22 protein-coding genes are annotated in these 19,622 nt (G+C 61.0%); 11 read left to right on the plus strand and 11 right to left on the minus strand.

The window, feature by feature from the left end:
- Window positions 1–43: 43 nt before the first annotated feature.
- From frr to rpsB, 4 genes are all read right to left on the minus strand, one after another.
- Window positions 44–604 carry a ribosome recycling factor gene (gene frr / locus D5400_RS13100; protein WP_126010416.1) on the minus strand — a complete coding sequence of 187 codons (561 nt, stop codon included), beginning with the start codon at window positions 602–604 and terminating at the stop codon, window positions 44–46.
- A gap of 60 nt (window positions 605–664) precedes the next feature.
- Entirely contained in the window at window positions 665–1,390 is a 726-nt protein-coding gene (gene pyrH / locus D5400_RS13105; RefSeq protein ID WP_126010417.1) for a UMP kinase, read from the minus strand.
- Between the two features lie 109 nt (window positions 1,391–1,499).
- Window positions 1,500–2,423 carry a translation elongation factor Ts gene (gene tsf / locus D5400_RS13110; protein ID WP_126010418.1) on the minus strand — a complete coding sequence of 308 codons (924 nt, stop codon included), beginning with the start codon at window positions 2,421–2,423 and terminating at the stop codon, window positions 1,500–1,502.
- 233 nt (window positions 2,424–2,656) lie between these two features.
- On the minus strand, window positions 2,657–3,445 hold the full coding sequence (rpsB, locus tag D5400_RS13115) for a 30S ribosomal protein S2 (RefSeq protein ID WP_126010419.1): 789 nt from the start codon (window positions 3,443–3,445) through the stop codon (window positions 2,657–2,659).
- A gap of 318 nt (window positions 3,446–3,763) precedes the next feature.
- On the opposite strand from rpsB, the gene D5400_RS13120 reads away from it, so the two are divergent.
- The 6 genes from D5400_RS13120 (at window position 3,764) to D5400_RS13145 (ending at window position 8,971) form a co-directional block, all read left to right on the plus strand.
- Complete coding sequence (locus D5400_RS13120) at window positions 3,764–5,257, plus strand: sensor histidine kinase (RefSeq protein WP_126010420.1); 1,494 nt, start codon at window positions 3,764–3,766, stop codon at window positions 5,255–5,257.
- Window positions 5,254–5,700 carry a response regulator gene (locus tag D5400_RS13125; protein ID WP_126010421.1) on the plus strand — a complete coding sequence of 149 codons (447 nt, stop codon included), beginning with the start codon at window positions 5,254–5,256 and terminating at the stop codon, window positions 5,698–5,700. Before D5400_RS13120 ends, D5400_RS13125 begins: the two co-directional genes overlap by 4 nt.
- Before the next feature lie 2 nt (window positions 5,701–5,702).
- Window positions 5,703–6,731: a sensor histidine kinase gene (locus D5400_RS13130; RefSeq protein WP_126013253.1), complete on the plus strand. Its 1,029-nt coding sequence runs from the start codon at window positions 5,703–5,705 to the stop codon at window positions 6,729–6,731.
- A gap of 173 nt (window positions 6,732–6,904) precedes the next feature.
- Window positions 6,905–7,300 carry a hypothetical protein gene (locus D5400_RS13135; protein ID WP_126010422.1) on the plus strand — a complete coding sequence of 132 codons (396 nt, stop codon included), beginning with the start codon at window positions 6,905–6,907 and terminating at the stop codon, window positions 7,298–7,300.
- Between the two features lie 73 nt (window positions 7,301–7,373).
- Complete coding sequence (locus D5400_RS13140; RefSeq protein WP_126010423.1) at window positions 7,374–8,213, plus strand: cytochrome b/b6 domain-containing protein; 840 nt, start codon at window positions 7,374–7,376, stop codon at window positions 8,211–8,213.
- Window positions 8,210–8,971, plus strand: coding sequence for a molybdopterin-dependent oxidoreductase (locus D5400_RS13145; RefSeq protein ID WP_126010424.1), 762 nt, complete (start codon window positions 8,210–8,212; stop codon window positions 8,969–8,971). Before D5400_RS13140 ends, D5400_RS13145 begins: the two co-directional genes overlap by 4 nt.
- 3 nt (window positions 8,972–8,974) lie before the next feature.
- Here D5400_RS13145 and D5400_RS13150 read toward each other — a convergent pair whose 3' ends face one another.
- Window positions 8,975–9,802, minus strand: a complete 828-nt coding sequence (locus D5400_RS13150; RefSeq protein ID WP_126013256.1) for a cell envelope integrity EipB family protein — start codon at window positions 9,800–9,802, stop codon at window positions 8,975–8,977.
- Window positions 9,803–9,938: 136 nt separating this feature from the next.
- Here D5400_RS13150 and D5400_RS13155 point away from each other — a divergent pair, with 136 nt between their 5' ends.
- The 5 genes from D5400_RS13155 to D5400_RS13175 all read left to right on the plus strand — a co-directional run bounded on the left by D5400_RS13155 (window position 9,939) and on the right by D5400_RS13175 (window position 13,361).
- Window positions 9,939–10,406, plus strand: coding sequence for a RidA family protein (locus tag D5400_RS13155; protein WP_126010425.1), 468 nt, complete (start codon window positions 9,939–9,941; stop codon window positions 10,404–10,406).
- 30 nt (window positions 10,407–10,436) lie between these two features.
- The gene (locus D5400_RS13160; RefSeq protein WP_126010426.1) at window positions 10,437–11,168 is read left to right on the plus strand and encodes a glycerophosphodiester phosphodiesterase; all 732 of its coding nucleotides are present in this window, start codon (window positions 10,437–10,439) and stop codon (window positions 11,166–11,168) included.
- A 63-nt stretch (window positions 11,169–11,231) separates the two neighbouring features.
- Window positions 11,232–12,440 carry a GNAT family N-acetyltransferase gene (locus D5400_RS13165; protein WP_425364880.1) on the plus strand — a complete coding sequence of 403 codons (1,209 nt, stop codon included), beginning with the start codon at window positions 11,232–11,234 and terminating at the stop codon, window positions 12,438–12,440.
- A gap of 68 nt (window positions 12,441–12,508) precedes the next feature.
- Window positions 12,509–12,838 carry an SMR family transporter gene (locus D5400_RS13170; protein ID WP_126010427.1) on the plus strand — a complete coding sequence of 110 codons (330 nt, stop codon included), beginning with the start codon at window positions 12,509–12,511 and terminating at the stop codon, window positions 12,836–12,838.
- 94 nt (window positions 12,839–12,932) lie between these two features.
- The gene (locus tag D5400_RS13175) at window positions 12,933–13,361 is read left to right on the plus strand and encodes an HIT family protein (protein ID WP_126010428.1); all 429 of its coding nucleotides are present in this window, start codon (window positions 12,933–12,935) and stop codon (window positions 13,359–13,361) included.
- Between the two features lie 12 nt (window positions 13,362–13,373).
- Here the strand turns inward: D5400_RS13175 and D5400_RS13180 are convergent, their stop codons facing one another.
- The 6 genes from D5400_RS13180 to D5400_RS13205 form a co-directional block, all read right to left on the minus strand.
- The gene (locus tag D5400_RS13180) at window positions 13,374–13,841 is read right to left on the minus strand and encodes a type II toxin-antitoxin system RatA family toxin (protein ID WP_126010429.1); all 468 of its coding nucleotides are present in this window, start codon (window positions 13,839–13,841) and stop codon (window positions 13,374–13,376) included.
- Window positions 13,842–13,951: 110 nt separating this feature from the next.
- Window positions 13,952–14,920 (minus strand): lipoyl synthase, encoded by a 969-nt coding sequence (lipA, locus tag D5400_RS13185; RefSeq protein WP_126010430.1) that lies wholly within the window; start codon window positions 14,918–14,920, stop codon window positions 13,952–13,954.
- 123 nt (window positions 14,921–15,043) lie between these two features.
- Window positions 15,044–15,298 carry a GlsB/YeaQ/YmgE family stress response membrane protein gene (locus tag D5400_RS13190; protein ID WP_126010431.1) on the minus strand — a complete coding sequence of 85 codons (255 nt, stop codon included), beginning with the start codon at window positions 15,296–15,298 and terminating at the stop codon, window positions 15,044–15,046.
- Window positions 15,299–15,403: 105 nt separating this feature from the next.
- Window positions 15,404–16,849, minus strand: a complete 1,446-nt coding sequence (lpdA, locus tag D5400_RS13195; RefSeq protein ID WP_126010432.1) for a dihydrolipoyl dehydrogenase — start codon at window positions 16,847–16,849, stop codon at window positions 15,404–15,406.
- A 33-nt stretch (window positions 16,850–16,882) separates the two neighbouring features.
- Window positions 16,883–17,521 (minus strand): SGNH/GDSL hydrolase family protein, encoded by a 639-nt coding sequence (locus tag D5400_RS13200; protein WP_126010433.1) that lies wholly within the window; start codon window positions 17,519–17,521, stop codon window positions 16,883–16,885.
- A 721-nt stretch (window positions 17,522–18,242) separates the two neighbouring features.
- On the minus strand, window positions 18,243–19,616 hold the full coding sequence (locus D5400_RS13205) for a pyruvate dehydrogenase complex dihydrolipoamide acetyltransferase (RefSeq protein ID WP_126010434.1): 1,374 nt from the start codon (window positions 19,614–19,616) through the stop codon (window positions 18,243–18,245).
- Window positions 19,617–19,622 lie beyond the last annotated feature (6 nt).

Here is a 19,622-nt window from a genome sequence, read left to right on the forward strand (position 1 = left end):
CGCACCGAGAACGACTTGGTCGGCCGGTCATGCAGGCGCCAATCTAGACCTGCATGATTTCCTTTTCCTTATCGACGAGCAAGCGGTCGATCTCGGCAATGGTCTCATCGGTCATCTTTTGAACCCGATCGGACTGCTGGCGGCTGTCGTCCTGGCTGATGACGCCCGCCTTTTCGTTCTTCTTCAACTCGTCCATGCCGTCGCGACGCACGTGGCGCGCAGCGACTCGCGCGGTCTCTGCATAGTTATGTGCCACTTTGACCAGCTCGCGGCGGCGCTCCTCGTTGAGGTCCGGCAGCGGAATACGCAGCGTCTGGCCGTCGACGATCGGGTTGAGGCCGAGATTGGCTTCACGGATGCCGCGATCGACAGCGCCAACCATCTGCTTGTCCCAAACCTGAACGGACAGCATGCGCGCTTCCGCGACGCCGACATTCGCGACCTGGTTGAGCGGCATGCGCGAGCCATAGGCCTCGACCATCACCGGATCCAGCACGTTTGCCGACGCGCGGCCCGTGCGCAGACCGTTAACGTCGTTCTTGAATGCCGTGACGGCACCTTCCATGCGCCGCTTCAGCTCGGAAAAGTTTGTTCCATCAGCCATGATTCATGCTCCCATGCGTGAGTGAGCGGCGGCGCGACAACGCTCGCCAGCCACCTCATTCTATCTGTCGGTGACAACCGTACCGCGGCCGCCGCCTGTTACGATGGCGGCCAGGCCGCCTTTTTCGTGGATTGAGAATACGATGATCGGGATCGCGTTTTCGCGCGCGAGCGAAACGGCGGCGACATCCATGACCGCCAGGCCCTTGTCGAGCACTTCGGCGTGGGTCAGGCTGTCGAAGCGGGTCGCCGTCGGGTCCTTCTTCGGATCGGCGGAATAGATCCCGTCGACCTGTGTGCCCTTGAGGATCGCTTCGGCGCCCATTTCGGCAGCGCGGAGCGCAGCGGCGGAATCGGTCGTGAAGAACGGGTTGCCCGTCCCACCGGCGAAGATCACGACCCGGCCCTTGTCGAGGTGATGCAGGGCTGCGCGCTGCGAGAAGCTCTGGCAGATCTCCGGCATGGCAATGGCCGAGAGAACCTCGGTGTCGATGCCGAGCTTGCGCAGCGAAGTTGCCAGCGCCAGGGCGTTGATGACCGTTGCGAGCATGCCCATGTGGTCGCCCGTCACGCGATCGCCGCCCTTGGAGGCAACGGCCACGCCGCGGAAGATGTTGCCGCCTCCGACAACCACGCCGACCTCGACGCCCATGGCGCGCACTTCGGCGATGTCACTGGCGATGCGGTCGGCCACTTCGACGTCGATCCCGAAGCCCTGACTGCCCATCAACGCCTCACCCGAGGCCTTCAGCAGGATGCGCTTGTAGCGCGGGGCATCGGTTTTCATGCGTTCACTCGTCTTTTTCTGAAGCTGGACAAGCCGCATACACGAAGGGCACCACGTTGTCACGCAGTGCCCTTGCGGTGTTCACGGCCGTGGACAATCGATCGGGCAATCAGCCCTTGGCGACCGCCGCGACTTCGGCTGCGAAGTCGGTTTCTTCGCGCTCGATGCCCTCACCGAGAGCAAAGCGGACGAAGCCCGTGACCTTGATCGGTGCGCCGACTTCAGCTTCGGCTGCCTTCACGGCGTCGCCGACCGTGTGGTCGGGGTTCATGACGAAGGCCTGCGACAGCAGAGCAACTTCTTCGTAGAACTTGCGCATGCGGCCTTCCACCATCTTCTCGATGATGTTCTCCGGCTTGCCGGACTCGCGCGCCTGCTCGATGAAGATCTGACGCTCGCGCTCGGCGACAGTCGCATCCACGTCCTGCGAGGTCAGAGCGAGCGGGTTGGTCGCTGCCACATGCATGGCAACCTGGCGACCGATGGCGTTGAGCTTGTCCTTGTCACCCGTCGATTCCAGGGCAACGAGCACGCCGAGCTTGCCGAGATCGGTGGCAACGGCGTTGTGCATGTACGTTGCGACGACGCCGTCCGACACGGTCAGAAGAGCGGTGCGGCGCAGCGCCATGTTCTCGCCGATCGTCGCGACTGCATCCTTGATGGTGTCGCCGACGGGCTTGGACGTTGCCGGGTAGGTTGCTGCCGAAACGGCCTCGACGGAACCGTCCGTGGTGAGCGCGACCTTGGCGACACCTGCGACGAGATCCTGGAACTTGTCGTTGCGCGCAACGAAGTCGGTTTCCGAGTTCAGCTCGACGACGACAGCCTTCGTGCCTTCGCTGGCTACGCCGACCAGGCCTTCGGCAGCCGTGCGGCTGGCCTTCTTGTCAGCCTTGGCGATGCCCTTGGCGCGCAGCCAGTCGATCGCTGCTTCCATGTCGCCATTGGTTTCGGCCAGCGCCTTCTTGCAGTCCATCATGCCTGCGCCGGACTTTTCGCGCAGTTCTTTCACCATCTGAGCGGTAATGTTCATTCTAGCCTCTTGTCGTCTGTCATGGTCCGGCCGGCTTGGGCGGGACCTGGTTGGGGCGTGGAGACCGCGCCCTGTCGAATTCTTCGGCACGTTAGAGCGTTTCCAGGTGAAGTGGATACCGGTTCACCGCCTGGAAAACGCGACAAAATAAGCCGACATCGTCTTCATAAGCATGACGGCCGGCGAAGCGATTGTTCGCGGCGCCGGCCGTCTGAATGCAGGACGATCGGAGCTTAGGCGGTGGCGCCTTCGCCCTCGACACTGCCGGCGTCGTCAAGCGCAGGCTCGACAGGCGTCTCGGCGGATGCGCCGACATCGACGCCCGAAGCGCCCTGCTGGCGTGCAATGCCATCGAGAGCGGCACGCGAGATCAGTTCGCAATAGAGCGAGATCGCACGGGCGGCATCGTCATTGCCCGGGATCGGGTAGTCGACGCGGTCGGGATCGCAGTTCGAATCGACGACGGCGACAACCGGGATGCCGAGGCGCTTGGCTTCGTCGATCGCGATCGCTTCCTTGTTGGTGTCGATGATGAAGATCAGGTCCGGTGTGCCGCCCATGTCGCGGATACCGCCAAGCGCACGCTCAAGCTTCTCGCGCTCGCGATCGAGGTTGAGACGCTCTTTCTTGGTCAGACCCTGGGCGTCGCCGGCGAGCAGCTCGTCGAGCTTACGCAGGCGCTGGATCGAGTTGGAGATCGTCTTCCAGTTCGTCAGCATGCCGCCGAGCCAGCGGGCGTTGACGTAATACTGAGCCGAACGCTTTGCGGCATCGGCGATGATCTCGGACGCCTGGCGCTTGGTGCCGACGAAGAGCACGCGGCCGCCACCGGCGACGGTGTCAGACACGACCTTCAGCGCCTGATGCAGGAGCGGAACGGTCTGAGCGAGATCGATGATGTGGACGTTGTTGCGGTCACCGAAGATGAAAGGCTTCATCTTGGGGTTCCAACGGTGGGTCTGGTGACCAAAGTGAACGCCAGCTTCAAGCAATTGGCGCATGGAAAAATCGGGCAGTGACATGCCTTGTGTATCCTTTCCGGTTGAACCTCCGCGCAGCAACAGCCTTTCGGCCACCGGCGGAACGGACCGGATTTCTCCCGGCCAATCCCAAACCGCGCGTGTGGAATGGTCGCTGCCATATAGAACTCGTCGAAGAATGGCAACCCACTGCCCTCCGCAAGCCTGTCATGGGCTCCTCCAGCCACAGCTCGAGCCGTACCTCGGCGCGCCTGATGCCGAATATGCACGGTGTCGGGAAGAGTTTCCGTCATTTGACAACTCGCTTGCACAAGGCCTGCTTTTCGGTCATCAAACATCGTTTCCACAAGATCGCGCCCCATGCCCATTTCAAGTTCGACCCTCGTCCGTACGACGGCAGCTCTTATGCTGGCCGGACTTGCCGCGTTGCTCGTCATCGTCGGCATGAGCCTTTGGCTCGGCAATCGAAGCCAGGACCATTTCAATGAGGTTCTGGCCGCTCGCGATCTGCGTGCAGCGACACTCGATTTCCGCACGACACTGCAGGATGCGGAGACCGGTCAGCGCGGCTATCTGCTGACCCAGGACGACAGCTATCTGGCCCCTTACAACGAAGCTCGGCAAGAGCTGGAATCGCACCGGCAGCGATTGACGACCCTTCTTCAGTCTCGCCCAAACGGCGACGCGATCTCGGCAGCAATCAACGATGCGGCCGCCGTCAAACTGGATGAACTTGAGGAGACGGTCCGCCTCGCCCGCACCGGCGACCGTGAGACAGCCCTGGAACTCGTCCAGTCCGATACCGGCCAGACGGCGATGAGCGAACTGCGGGAGCTGTTCACCGGCATCGTTGAGGACGCAGACCGGCGTCTTGCTGAAAGCGTCGAGCAACAGCGGGGCAGCGCGTCCGCTCTCTATTGGGTCAGCCTGATCGGCGCGCTCGTCATCATAGCCGTCGTCGGCGGTAGCGCATGGGCCGTCATCAGCTACACCCGGGAAATCACGGAGGCGCGAAGGCTTCTGTCGTCGACGAACATCACGCTTGAAGAGCGCGTTTCCGAGCGCACCGCGGAACTTGCGCGGGCGAACGAAGAGGTTCAGCGCTTCGCCTATATCGTGACGCACGACCTCAGAGCCCCGCTCGTCAACATCATGGGGTTCACGAGCGAGCTCGAAGCCAGCATCAAGCCGATCCGGGACTACATGGAGCGCGGCGAGGTTGCCGGTGACGACCAGCTCGCCAACGAAGCGCATCTCGCAGCGACGGAGGATTTGCCGGAAGCCGTCGGGTTCATCCGCTCATCGACGCGGAAGATGGATGGTCTGATCAACGCTATCCTCAAGATTTCCCGCGACGGGCGCCGACCGATCAGGGCAGAATCGATTGCGCTGACGGCCATGCTCCAGGCCAGCGCCGACGCCATCCAGCATCAGGTCGGCGAACTCGACGGCGTCATCGAAGTTGCCGACGATTTGCCGACGATCTTGTCAGACCGCATGTCGCTCGATCAGATATTCGGCAATCTGCTCGACAATGCGGTAAAGTACGCAGACGCGAGCCGGCCGTTGCGCATAAAGATCTCGGGCGAGAAGCTGATCGGAAACCGTATCGCGATCGATGTCGCAGACAATGGCCGGGGGATCGCGGCCGACGATCACGAACGCGTCTTCGAACTGTTCCGGCGGTCCGGAGAGCAAAGCAAACCGGGTGAAGGCATCGGCCTCGCCCATGTGAGGACCCTCGTCCGAAATCTCGGCGGCGACATCACCGTCACGTCCGAGCTCGGCAAGGGATCGACATTCAGGGTCGTTCTGGCCCGCGATATGCGTAGATTTATCGGGAGCATGCAATGAGCAGTGAAGCGAAGCCCGTCACGATCGTGATGATCGAAGACGACGAAGGCCATGCCAGACTCATCGAGAAGAACATCCGGCGCGCCGGCGTCAGCAACGAGATCATTCCATTCACCGACGGCACGAGCGCGCTTGCCCACCTCTTTGGATCCGATGGCTCTGGCGACGTCAGCGCAAGCCGCCATCTCCTCATTCTGCTCGATCTCAATCTGCCGGACATGAGCGGCGTCTCGATCCTCGAGAAGGTCAAGGCAAACCCGAACACCAAGCGCGCACCGGTCGTGGTGTTGACGACGACCGACGACGAGCGCGAGATTCAGCGCTGCTACGATCTCGGTGCCAACGTCTACATTACCAAACCCGTGAACTATGAAGGCTTCGCCAATGCGATCCGCCAGCTTGGGTTGTTCTTCTCGGTGATGCAGATCCCCGAAAGTGCCTGATGATGGCTTCCCGGCCGACGCGCGTTCTCTACATCGATGACGATCCCGGACTGGCGCGTCTGATCCAGAAGAATCTGGAGCGGCGAGGCTATGAGGTGGAGCGTGCCGACAAGGCCAGTGCCGGCCTGGAGCGGATCCGTGCCGGCGGCATCGATGTCATCGGTCTCGACCACTATCTCGATAGTGGAACGGGTCTGGACGTGCTCGCCGAACTCGCCAGCATCGAACACGCGCCGCCGGTCGTCTACGTCACGGGCTCGGCGGAAACTGCTATCGCCGTCGCGGCGCTGAAGGCAGGCGCTTTCGACTACGTCACCAAAAGCGTGTCGGAAGACTTCCCCGAGCTCCTTGCAAGCGCGATCGATCAGGCGGTCGAGCGCGCACGGCTGATGCGCGCCAAGGAGCGCGTCGAAGCTGAACTGCGCGAGGCCAAGGAGCGCGCGGAGCTGCTGCTCAGCGAAGTGAACCACCGCGTGGCGAACAGTCTCGCAATCGTCGGGGCGCTGATCCGCATGCAGGCCAACAGCCTGAGCGAGCCCGCCGCCAAGAATGCGTTGATCGAGACCCAGGCCCGCATCTCCGCCATCGCCGGCGTGCACAAGCGCCTCTACACATCCGACGACGTGCGCTTCGTCGATATCGGCGAGTATCTGACGACACTCGTCAAGGAACTGGACATGTCGCTCGCCTCGAGCGCCCGGCTCAGGATCCGTATGGATGCAGTGCGGGTGCCGACCGACATGGCGATCTCCATCGGCATCATGACTGCAGAGCTCGTGACCAACGCGCTGAAATATGCCTATGCCGAGGGCGTGAAGGGCGAAGTGCGCGTGTTCCTCGACGCCATCCCGGATGGCGCCGTGCTCGTCGTAGAAGACGACGGCGTGGGCTGGGACGGGACCAGCCAGAGCACCAAGGGCACAGGGCTCGGCACGCGCCTGGTCAATTCCATGGCCGCCAATCTCGGTGCGACGCTGACTTACGAGCTGCAGCATCCCGGCACCCGCGCCAAGGTGACTTTGGGGATTTAGCCCCGTCTACCTCAACTTTGCCAGAAACGATCACGCTGATCTCACGCAGAGACCTCATTGGCGTGAGTTGTGCGCGACAAAAACGCGCGCAGTGTTGTTTCGACAGTGATCGGCAACTCGTGTGGATTGGCCCTCACCGCCCGCTGAGGCGGCAACCCCTGGGAGCCACCACCATGAAGACGATCCTGACAACGACTGCCCTCACCCTCATGCTTGCCATGCCGGCCTTCGCACAGAGCGGTTCGGATCTCACCTGCGCCGATTTCCTTGCGCTCGACGAGGCGGGACAGATGGCTGCCGTCGAGGCGCTTCACAGCGACGACATGATGGCCGACGACATGGCTTCTGATGACATGGCCGCTGACGATATGGCTGCCGACGACATGGCCGCAGATGACATGGCTGCTGACGACATGGCTGCCGATGACATGGCTGCCGATGACATGGCGTCCGATGACATGGCGTCCGACGATATGGCCGCTGATGACATGGCTGCAGACGCAACCGTTGCCAGTGTCACGACCGCCTGCGCCGACGCACCCGACAGCATGATTTCGGACACGATGTAAGCATCGCCGCATGCATTGGAGCCGGGTGACCCGCGACAGGCGTCACCCGGCGCAACCCGCCCGGAGCGCCGCCATGTCTGCAAACGAGTTTTCACCGCCGATCGCAGATGGGCCGATCGTCGTTCGCCGTCACCGACTTTCGACGCGGCTGTGGCATTGGACGAATGTGGTCGTCTTTCTTGTCATGCTGATGAGCGGATTGATGATCTTCAACGCTCATCCCCGCCTCTACTGGGGCGATTACGGTGCGAATCCCGACCCCGCATGGCTGCAGATCGGCGCGGAGCAGGAGCGCGGCTATCTGCGCGTCGGCACCCTTCAGGTCGACACGACGGGCGTTCTGGGTCGCTGGCAGAATGCCGAAGGCGCCTGGCAGAACCGGGCCTTCCCGCATTGGGTCACGATCCCGTCCAGCTACAATCTCGCGCTTTCACGGCGCTGGCATCTGACCTTCGGCTGGCTTTTCGCAGGCGGTCTTGCGCTTTACGCGCTGATCAGTCTCGTGAACGGCCATTTGCGGCGCGATCTGCTGCCCAAGCGTGCCGAACTGGCGCCCTCGCATCTTCTTGGTGACATCGCAGCCCATGCACGGCTCAAGTTTCCGACGGGCGAGGCCGCGCGCCACTACAACGTGCTGCAGAAGCTCGCCTATCTGTCTGTACTGGCCGTGCTCTTGCCCGTTCTCGTGCTCACAGGCCTGACGATGTCGCCAACAATGGTTGCCGCGTGGCCCTGGCTGATCGATCTTTTCGGCGGCCGACAATCCGCACGCTCCATCCATTTCATTGCCGCATTCGCCATGGTGGCGTTCATCTTCGTCCATCTCGCCATGGTCGTGCTGGCAGGGCCTATCAACGAGGTCCGCTCCATGATCACCGGTCGCTATCGCCTGCCCCAGGAGAAAACACGATGACCACTCTTCTTTCCAGGCGCCGGCTTATCACGGGTGCTGCGCTCACCGGCTCTGCAATGGCGTTGTCAGGCTGCGATGCACTCGGCCAAAGCCCGGCGTTCCGCCAGTTTCTCTCGGGCGGCGAATGGCTGAGCTACCGCATTCAGAGGTTCATCGTCGGTGACGCCCTGGCGCGTGAGTATCCGCCCGAGGCGCTGTCGCCGACATTCCGCATGAACGGCAATACGCGGCCGGAAAGCGCGGAATGGGAGCGCTACGCAGCTTCGGGTTTTTCAGACTATCGCCTCCGCATCGATGGGCTCGTGGCGCGGCCGCAATCCATTTCGCTCACCGAGCTTCGCGCCCTGCCCGCCCGCACCCAGATCACCCGACATGACTGCGTGGAAGGCTGGAGCGCGATCGGCAAATGGACGGGCGCGCAGCTTGGTCCGTTGCTCGAGCGTGCGGGGCTCGCGCCCAACGCCCGCTACATCGTCTTCCACTGTGCGGATGACTTTCGCGGGACGCCCTATTACGAGAGCATCGACCTCGTCGAAGCCTTTCATCCGCAGACGATCCTTGCCTACGACATGAATGACGGCGACTTACCCATGGGCCACGGTGCGCCGCTGCGTCTGCGGGTGGAACGTCAACTCGGTTACAAGCACGCGAAGTTCGTCATGCGCATCGAAGCCGTGGAGAGCCTCGAACGGATCGGCCAGGGTCGTGGCGGTTTCTGGGAAGATGCCGGCGCTTACGAGTGGTATGCGGGCATCTGACGACTAGGGTTGTTCGGCGCATTCCTTGGCGTCGAACACTTCCAGGCCGGCGAGCGTACCGCGCAGCGCGAAGTCGCCGTAGTCCATTTCCAGGTCGCGGGTCAGTCCGTTCTCGTAAAGCTTGAACGAGATCTGATACTCCGGCACTTCATCACCGCTTTCCGCTTCGTTGAAATAGGCGATCGTTACTGGCCAGGCGGTGTCGTTGGCGAAGGGGCCAGCCTGCTTCGCTTCGGCATCCTGGGCGCTCGGCTCCCGTGGTTCGCCGATGACCGTCGTCGTCAACATGATCTTGTCGCCATCGTCCGACCCATCATAGATGTGCGACTGGTAGAAGCGCTCGCCGGCTTTCGCTTTTGCGATCAGCTCGATCATGTGATCGGTCGGAAACAGCGCACGATCGAGCGCCAGCGATATCTGCTGGGGAGCTTCCATCTCGACATCGATGGCATCATCCGTGCGGCGGGCCGAACCTCGCGTCTCGCTGTCGAGCGTATCGTCCACGAAGGAGCGATTGACGAATTCGAAGGTGCCGGCGCGCAGATCCTCGTAGGTCGTCGTCTGCTGGTCGGTGACCCGGGAAAATTCATCGGTGTCGATTCGCGTCACGAATCGAAAGTTCACGGTGAAGCCATCGCAGGCCGAACCGTTCATTTCGTAGACCATGCGGCCATAGACGCCTGAAATGCCGGATCTCTCTTCCGAGTTGGCCAGTTCCAGATCATAGACGGCGCGATGCGGAACGAGCGCTGCGGCACCTGCCGGCTGCGCAATGCTGAGCGCAGTGGTCGAAAGCAGCCCCGCCAGTGCCGCAGCTGATCCAAATGCCATACGACCGGCAAATCCCAACATTCATTTCTCCTAGCAAAACCTGACACATGTTACAGGATGCCTCGGGGCAAAAGCGAGGCGCTTGACGCCGTGCCCCCATAAGACATCTTAGGCGCAGAAAAACGGGTGTATCTTCATGGCCAACACGATTGCCGAACGACTTACAGAACGCGGGATCGATCTTCCGCAGGCGGCTGCTCCAGCTGCCAATTATGTTGCTTGGGTGATCGCTGGAGACATGCTGTACATTTCCGGCCAGCTGCCCCTGGAGAACGGGCATCTCGCCTATACGGGCCATCTCGGCCACGATCACAAGGTGCTGGCGGGCCAGGCGGCAGCCGAGCTTTGCGCCATCAACGTTCTGGCACAGGCAAATTCGGCGCTTGGTGGTGATCTGGAGCGGATCGTGCAGCTGGTTCGGATCACGGGCTATGTCGCGTCGATGCCGGACTTCGTCGAGCAGCACCTCGTCGTCAACGGCGCGTCCGATCTTTTTGCGGCAATCCTCGGAGACAAGGGCAAGCATGCGCGTGCCGCGGTCGGCACGGCCTCGCTGCCGCTCAATGCGGCCGTCGAGGTTGACGCCATCTTCCAGATCGCCTGATTTCTCTCAACGACGAGCCGCAGAACACCTATGCAGACGCTTGCCTGGCTGACTGAACATCCCATCGCCCATCGCGGCTATCACGACCTCAACCGCACCATCTGGGAAAATACGCTTGCCGCATTCGAGCGGGCGGTGGAGGCCGGCTTCGCCATCGAGTGCGACCTCCATCTTGCAGCAGACGGCGTTCCGGTCGTTTTTCATGACGATACGCTGGAGCGGCTTTGCAGCCTGCCCGGGCGGACCCGCGACAGGCTTTCGACGGAGCTGGCGCTCTTGACCGTGGGTGGCACCAGGGAGCGGATCCCGACGTTCAAGCAGCTGCTTGCGCTGGTCGCCGGGCGTGTTCCGCTCGTCGTGGAGCTGAAAGGCTGCGAAGGTGACGACGACGATTTCGCCGGCGCGGTTCTCGAAGACCTCGAAGGCTACGAAGGACCAATTGCCCTGATGTCGTTCGACCACTGGCTCCTCCGCGATCTGAAGGCACTCGAATGCCCCTACCCGCTCGGCCTGACGGCTGAAGGTCAGCGAACCGAAGACCTGCAGCGGCACGAAGATGCGATGCGGCTCGGGCTCGATTTCGTATCCTATTGCGCGTTCCATCTGCCGAACCCGTTCATCGATGGCGTGCGGGAAAGCGGTAAGCCGGTCATCACGTGGACGGTCCGCGACGAGGAGGCGCTTCATCACAGCATGCGCCATGCGGATCAGATCACCTTCGAGGGCTTCGATCCGCGCAGCGTGGCTTCATCCGCAAGCTAGGCGGGCCTTAAAATCGCCAGGCGGCGCACTACCTTTCTCGCACATGCGAATATGGGGAACGCGATGACTGCCGGAGAAGCTGCTGAAGATCGCGGCCAGATCGAGTTCACGATTGAAGTCGCGTCGTCGATGGCTGATGTTGAGCGATCCGACTGGGACAAGCTGGCTGGAACGACGCGGGCGAGCGCAACAGCGGACATCCCCTACAATCCGTTTCTATCTTACGACTTTCTGTCCGCGCTCGAACAATCCGGCTCGGTCGCCGCCAAGACAGGTTGGCTGCCGCGCCATCTGTTGCTGAAGGAGCCGGACGGCACACTTTGCGGCGCCGTGCCGGCTTACCTCAAGAGCCACAGCCAGGGCGAATATGTCTTCGATCACGGCTGGGCGGATGCATTCGAGCGAGCCGGCGGCGAATATTATCCCAAGCTGCAGGCATCGATCCCCTTCACGCCGGCGACAGGTCCTCGTCTTCTGGCGCCTGCTGATACACGTCGGCCCGTCGTGCAGACTGCGCTGGCGCAAGGCCTCATTGCGCTAACGGACCGGCTCGGCATCTCGTCGGCGCACATCACCTTCATCCCAGAGGGCGAGATGCCCACCTTCGAAGAGACCGGCTTTCTTCATCGGACCGACCAGCAGTTTCATTTCCACAACGAATCCTATGCCAGCTACGACGATTTCCTCGCCACGCTGGCGTCACGCAAACGCAAAGCGCTCAAACGCGAACGGCAGCAGGCGGTGGAAAACGGTATTTCCATCGAGCGCCTGACGGGCGCATCGATCACCGAAGAGCACTGGGACGCGTTCTACGCATTCTATATCGATACCGGCGCGCGCAAATGGGGCCGGCCCTATCTCAACCGTGCCTTCTTCAGTCTGATCGGCCAGACGATGGCAGACGACATCCTGCTAGTCATGGCCAAGCGGGAAGGACGCTACATCGCCGGTGCGATCAACTTCATCGGCGGCGACTGCGTCTTCGGCAGGCACTGGGGTTGCATCGAAGATCATGCCTTTCTGCATTTCGAGGTTTGCTACCATCAGGCCATCGATTTCGCGATCGAGCGTGGCCTGCCCCGCGTCGAGGCCGGCGCTCAAGGCGAACACAAGCTCGCGCGCGGCTATCTGCCGGTCACGACCCACTCCGCCCATTACATTGCTCATCCGGGGCTGAAGCGCGCGGTTGCTGACTATCTCGAGCGGGAACGCCGCGAAGTCGACCAGATCGGCGCAATCCTCACCGAACACGGGCCGTTCAAGAAGGCATGACGCTCGCTTTCGCCCGCCCGACGGGCTAGATGGGAGACCCGTCGCCCCACGCGCCCGAAAGCAGCCCCATGGTTTACGTCTACCTCGTCGTCGCCGTCATCTTCGAGGTGATCGCCACGTCTGCGCTCAAACTGTCGGAAGGCTTCACCCGGCTGTGGCCTTCGCTCGTGACCATCGGCGGTTACAGCATCGCGTTCTTCTTCCTGTCGCTGACGCTGAAGACGATGCCCGTCGGGATCGTCTATGCGCTCTGGTCAGGCACAGGCATCGTGCTCATCGCAGCGATCGGCTATTTCGCGTTCGGGCAGCGGCTCGATCTTCCGGCCGTCATCGGCCTCGCGCTGATCATCGCCGGCGTTCTGATCGTCAATCTCTTTTCGCGGACGGTCGGGCACTGAGGTCAAGATTGGCATTTCCGGGCGCTGCAAAGGCTAAGACTTGACGGGCCGGTCGACAATTCCGCACATGGACGCAACTTATGGAGACCTGACAATGACCACGCCTGCGGCTTATGACGACGCCAACATTTTCGCCAAGATCCTGCGCGGCGAACTGCCGGCCCATCGCGTCTACGAGGACGAGCACACGCTCGCCTTCATGGACATCATGCCGCGCGGTGACGGCCACTGCCTCGTCCTGCCCAAGGCTCCGTCACGCAACATACTGGATGTCGAGCCCGACGATCTCGCGCATGTGATGGTCACCGTTCAGAAGCTGGCCCGCGCCGTGAAGGCGGCCTTCAATGCGGATGGCGTGACCATTCAGCAGTTCAACGAGAGCGCGGGCGGCCAGGTGGTTTTCCATCTGCATGTTCACGTGATCCCACGCTTCGACGGCCTTGCACTGAAGCCGCACACGGGCACCATGGAAGATCCGGACGTCCTGAAAGCCAATGCGGAGAAAATCCGCGCAGCGCTCTGATCTCTCGAAAGATCAGCCCGTCTGCTTGCGCCGGCCGTAGATCTCGTCGGCCCGGCGCTCGAATGCTTCTGCAAATGTGCGGAAGGCGCGATCGAACATCGTTCCCATCAGCATGCCCAGCATGCGGTTGCGGAACTGGTAGTCGATGAAGAAGTGCACGGCGCAGCTGTCCTTGCCCTTGTCCTCAAACGTCCAGCGGTTGTCGAGATATCGGAACGGGCCGTCGATATACTTTACATCGATGCGATTTTCGGCCGGGCGCAAGACGACCTGGCTCGCAAACGTCTCGCGTATGGCCTTGTAGCCAACCGCCATGTCGGCAACGAGAAGCTCTTTCCCGTCCTCGCCCTCCTTGCGCGAGCGCACCGTGAGGCTTTCGCAAAGCGGCAGGAATTCGGGATAGCGCTCCACATCGGCAACGAGTGCAAACATGTCGCTTGCGGAGTGGTTCACGTGGCGGGTTGTTTCGAACTGAGGCATGAATCACGGCGGTTGGCGGCAGTGCCGCTTCAGGAAAGACGATTTTCCCATAGATAAGAGCTGATCGCGCCATGTCGACCTGGAAAGGCCGACATGGCGCGACAACGCGTTCAGGAGGCCAGCGCGAGCTTCTTTTCGCGCGCTGCGCGGAGCCGGTCAAAATCGTCGCCCGCATGATGCGAGGAACGGGTCAGCGGGCTGGCCGACACCATCAGGAAGCCCTTTGAATAGGCGACGGTCTCATAGGACTTGAACTCGTCCGGCGTCACGAAGCTAACGACGCGGTGATGCTTCCGGCTCGGCTGCAGATACTGGCCAATGGTGATGAAATCGACATCGGCGGTGCGCAGATCGTCCATCAGCTGCAGCACTTCGTTCCGTTCTTCGCCGAGACCCACCATGATGCCGGACTTGGTGAAGATCGTTGGATCGAGTTCCTTGACCCGTTGCAGCAGGCGGATGGAATGGAAATAGCGGGCACCGGGTCTAACCGTCAGATAGTTCGATGCAACGGTCTCCAGATTGTGGTTGAAGACATCCGGCCTCGCCGCGACCACGGCTTCAAGGGCACCCGGCTTGCGCAGGAAATCCGGGGTTAGAATCTCGATCGTCGTCCCGGGCGCGTGGCGCCGGATCGCATGAATCACCTCGACGAAATGCTGGGCGCCGCCATCGGCAAGATCGTCGCGGTCGACCGACGTGATCACCACGTGGTTCAGGCCCATCTTCGCAACAGCGAGACCGACATTTTCCGGCTCATGGGGATCGAGCGCATTGGGCATCCCGGTCGCGACGTTGCAGAACGCGCAGGCACGGGTGCAGATCTCGCCCATGATCATGAAAGTGGCGTGCTTCTTTTCCCAGCACTCGCCGATATTGGGGCAGCTGGCCTCTTCGCAAACCGTGACGAGGTTGTGCGACTTCACCAGTTCGCGCGTGTCGCGATAGCCTTGGGATGTGGGCGCCTTGACGCGGATCCATTCCGGCTTGCGGGCGATTTCCGTATCCGGCCGATGCGCCTTTTCCGGGTGTCGCAAACGCTGCTTTGCTTCGGCGATGGTGTCCAGCACTGTAACCATGAATGCTCCAGAACGCGGTTTGGCGCGCGATGAATTAGATGGAGCGGTTATAGTCGGTAGACGAGAAAAAAGTAAGGCCGCCATCTGCATGGCGGCCTTGTCTCAAAGCATTGCTTGGATCGATTATCGCCTGATGGCGCGACCGAGAGCGATCAGGATGCAAGCGCCGATGAAGCCAACGATCAAGTAGATCAGAACGCCGGTGCCGGTGTAGATGCCGAGTACGCTCAGCAGGAAGTTCAGCAGCGCGGCACCGATGATGCCGAGAATGATATTCATGAAGACGCCGTGATTGCTCTTCATGAACTTTTCCGCGAGCCAACCCGCGATGCCGCCGACGATAATTGCGCCCAGCAGTCCCATGCCGTTCAGATCCATGACCCCATCTCCTTTTCCATCAATTAGAAGTCGGGCTTAAAACGTTACAAAGGCCCTCGCGGTTCCCGGTGTCTTCGAATTTGCTGATGGACCGGCAGACGTGGATCAGGCGTTTAAAACACGGCCATAGGCGTCGAGCACGCTTTCCTTCATCATTTCCGACAGCGTCGGATGCGGGAAGATCGTGTGCATGAGATCCTCTTCGGTGGTCTCAAGGTTCATGGCGACCACAAAACCCTGGATGAGCTCCGTCACTTCTGCACCGACCATATGGGCACCGAGAAGTTCGCCGGTCTTCTTGTCGAAGATCGTCTTGATCAGCCCGTTGTCTTCACCGAGCGCGATCGCCTTGCCGTTTGCGGCAAATTGGAAGCGTCCGACACGGACATCGCGACCGGCTTCCTTTGCCTTGGCTTCCGTCAGGCCGACCGACGCAACCTGCGGGTGGCAATAGGTGCAGCCCGGGATCTTGTTCTTGTCCATGGCATGCACGCCTGGGACGCCCGCGATCTTCTCGATGCAGATCACGCCTTCATGCTCGGCCTTGTGGGCGAGCATCGGCGGCCCTGCAACGTCTCCGATCGCATATAGCCCGGCGACATTGGTCTTGCCGTAGCCGTCGGTGACCACGCAGCCGCGGTCGGTCTTCACGCCAAGCTTTTCGAGCCCGAGATTTTCGATGTTGCCCTGAACACCAACGGCCGAGATCAGACGGTCGGCGGTGATCGTCTGGGTTTTGCCATCCTTGGTCTCGATATGGGCCGTGACCGAGTTGGCTGCCTTGTCAACCTTGCTGACCTTCGCCTCTGTGATGATCTTCATGCCGCGCTTTTCGAGCGCCTTGCGGGCGATGGCCGAAATCTCCGCATCCTCGACCGGCATGATATTCGGCATCAATTCGACGACAGTGACGTCGACGCCCATCGACCGGTAGAATGATGCGAATTCGATGCCGATGGCGCCAGAGCCCATGACCAACAACGATTTCGGCATCTCCTGCGGCACCATGGCTTCGAAATAGGTCCAGATCAGCTTGCCGTCAGGCTCGATGCCGGGCAGCGTGCGGGGCCGTGCGCCGGTCGCCAGGATGATGTGCTTGGCGGTGTAGGTCCCCTCATCCTTCGTGCCCTTGGGCACCGGCGGCTGAGGCTCGACTGGCTTCTTCTTCATCGCCGAGACCTTGATCTCGCCGGGCTTTGTCAGTTCGGCTTCGCCCCAGATGACGTCGATCTTGTTCTTCTTCATCAGGAAGCCGACGCCGCCATTGAGACGCAGCGAGACGCCACGGGAGCGCTTGACCACATCCTCCACCTTGGCGGTCATCTTGCCTTCCAGCGTCAGGCCGTAATCCTTGGCATGGTTGGCGTGATCGAGGATTTCGGCCGAGCGCAGAAGCGCCTTGGTCGGGATGCAGCCCCAGTTCAGGCAGATGCCGCCCAGATGCTCGCGCTCGACGATCGCCGTCTTGAAGCCCAGCTGGGCAGCGCGGATCGCGGTGACGTAGCCGCCGGGGCCCGAACCGATGATGATGACGTCGTAGCTTTCGGCCATGTCCCTATCCTTTTCACTTCACCTGGAAACGCTCTAGATCCCGAGCATGACCCGAACGATCGGCGCTATGCCCTTGCCTATGGCGCGTGTGTTGTCTGCATCGAGATGCACGCCGTCGATCGGGGTCGTCACGGCGACCGACGATGCATCGAAAAAGCCGCAGCCCATTTCGTCTGCGAGATCGGCGTAGAAAGACCCAAGCATCTCGGACTGTTCAATCGCGCCGCTGTACATCGCCGAGAAGATCGGATCGGCGGTCTCGCAAATGATCGGCGGCGCGACGATCAGGACTTCCGGCGCATCGTAGAGTGGGCGCCAGGTGTGATGCTTCACCTGCTCCACCAGGCGCTCCATGCCGAGCATCGCATCGATGGCGCGGCCGGCGACCTTCGCTTTCAGATCGTTGGTGCCGAGCATGATGATGACGAGATCGATCGGTTCATGGCTCGAAAGAAGCGTCGGCAGGATCTTGGTCCCGGCCCGTTCGGCAAGAGCCGTCGGATCGTCATAGGCCGTCGTGCGGCCGCCAAGACCTTCGGCGATGACGTCGACCTCACCACCGAGATGCGCCTTCAACGAGGACGGCCAGCGATCGGCATAGCTGTGCCGACCGCCCGTGGCGGCATCGGTGCCCCAGGTGAGGGAATCGCCGAAGCAGAGGATGGTTTTCATTGAGGCTGAGCCCAGAATTTCAAGCCTTCTGGAGACGTGATATACATTGCGTTGTCGCCAGCACAAAGGACGATGCTTGAACTTATAAAATACATCGTGCAGCTTTCCGTCGAGCCACCATTAACTGTCATAAACGAATTATCTGACGTCCGTGAATTCACCGCGCCACTGGCGCGGCCAGCAAAAAACACGACAGAGACGGCAGCCAGCAAACTAACTACAATTCCAAAATAAATATTATGCTCGGCTGTCCTTTTTAAAAGAACTAACGCAATGAACGTCACTAGACCAACGTATACTATTATCAGCTGTGATGGGAACGTGTATACCAATATCATCAAAGGCAAAACTGGCAATAGAATTCCAAAATATCCTACCTTATTAATGGCATGGGATATAATTCTTTCCAAGATGCTCAACGATCCGTTTATTGGATCTGAGCGAAAGTCGCGAATTACATGCTCCGGTGTCCTATCCAACACTCGGTCGGCATACGCGGAAACGACACCACATACTATGCCAAACAAAAATCCTCCAAAAAAAATGGAGCTTATAATTAGATCCTTCGCACCTAGCAGTAGAATGTACCGATAATCTGTAGCCGAAAAATAACCTGCATAATAAATAGTTGATACGAGAAGCCCTGAGGTAGATGCGAGCCCCAAGTACTTCGCTGGATCTGCGCTCAGTCTGTCCCAGACTTCTCGTATCATTGATACCCCTAGACCAGCATTCCCATCGGGTTTTCGATGTAGCGCTTGAAGGCGCCGATCAGTTCGGCTCCGAGCGCGCCGTCGACGCAGCGATGGTCGGTCGAGAGCGTGACGGTCATGACCTCCGCAATCGCCAGCTCGCCATTCTTCACGACCGGCCGCTTCTCACCAGCGCCAACCGCAAGGATGGTGGCGTGCGGCGGGTTGATGACGGCGGAGAAGTTCTTGACGCCCATCATGCCCATGTTGGAGACCGCGGACGTTCCGCCCTGATACTCCTCGGGCTTCAGCTTGCGGTCGCGGGCGCGCTTGCCGAGATCCTTCATCTCGTTCGAAATCGCAGACAGCGACTTCTCCTCGGCCTTGCGGATGATCGGCGTGATCAAGCCGCCCGGGATCGACACGGCAACGCCGACATCGGCGTGCTTGTGCTTGACCATCGCGCTTTCGGTCCAGGACACATTCGCGTCCGGCACGTCCCTCAGGGCCAAGGCGAGTGCCTTAATCACCAGATCGTTGACCGAAAGCTTGTAGGCGGGCTTGTCGTCGCGCACGGGAGCGGCGTCGTTCAACTGCTTGCGCAGCGCCAGAAGCGCGTCAAGCTCGCAATCGACCGATACATAGAAGTGCGGAACGGTCTGCTTGGACTCGACCAGCCGCTTGGCGATGGTCTTGCGCATGCCGTCATGCGGGACGAGCTCGTAGGAGCCTTCGGCGAAGTTCTTGAGAACCTGTTCGTCGCTGGCGCCTTTCGCCATCGGAGCCGGTGCTGCGGCCGATATAGACGGGGCCTGCGTCGCGCTTGCCGCTGCCTTCGGCGCGCCACCTTTGGCGGCTGCCTCGATATCGGCCTTCACGATGCGGCCTTTCGGACCGGAGCCCGAGACAGCGGTGAGGTCGAGGCCGCTTTCCTTGGCGAGGCGACGGGCGAGCGGCGAGGCGAAAATGCGTTCGCCGTCTTTCTTCGGTGCCGGAGTAGCCGCGACGGGCGCCTGGTCGGCCACCGGCTTTGCCGCTTCTGCTGGCTTCTCCGCCTTTTCCTCGGATTTCGGTTGTTCCGGCTTTTGCTCGGGCTGTGCCGATTTCGCCTCGGTTTTCACCTCAGAACCGTCGCCCTTGGCGGCCGCAGCGGCGTCTTCGCCCTCTTCGGCCAGAATGGCGATGACGGCGTTGACCTTCACGCCTTCGGTGCCGGCCGGCACAACGAGCTTTGCGACCGTGCCTTCGTCGACGGCTTCGACTTCCATCGTCGCCTTGTCGGTCTCGATCTCAGCGATGACGTCACCGGAGGAGACCTTGTCTCCCTCCTTGACCAGCCATTTTGCGAGATTGCCCTCTTCCATCGTGGGAGAGAGCGCGGGCATCGTGATGTTGATCGGCATCTCTTG

It is taken from the genome of Georhizobium profundi, from assembly GCF_003952725.1.
GTDB classification, from domain to species: Bacteria; Pseudomonadota; Alphaproteobacteria; order Rhizobiales; family Rhizobiaceae; genus Georhizobium; species Georhizobium profundi.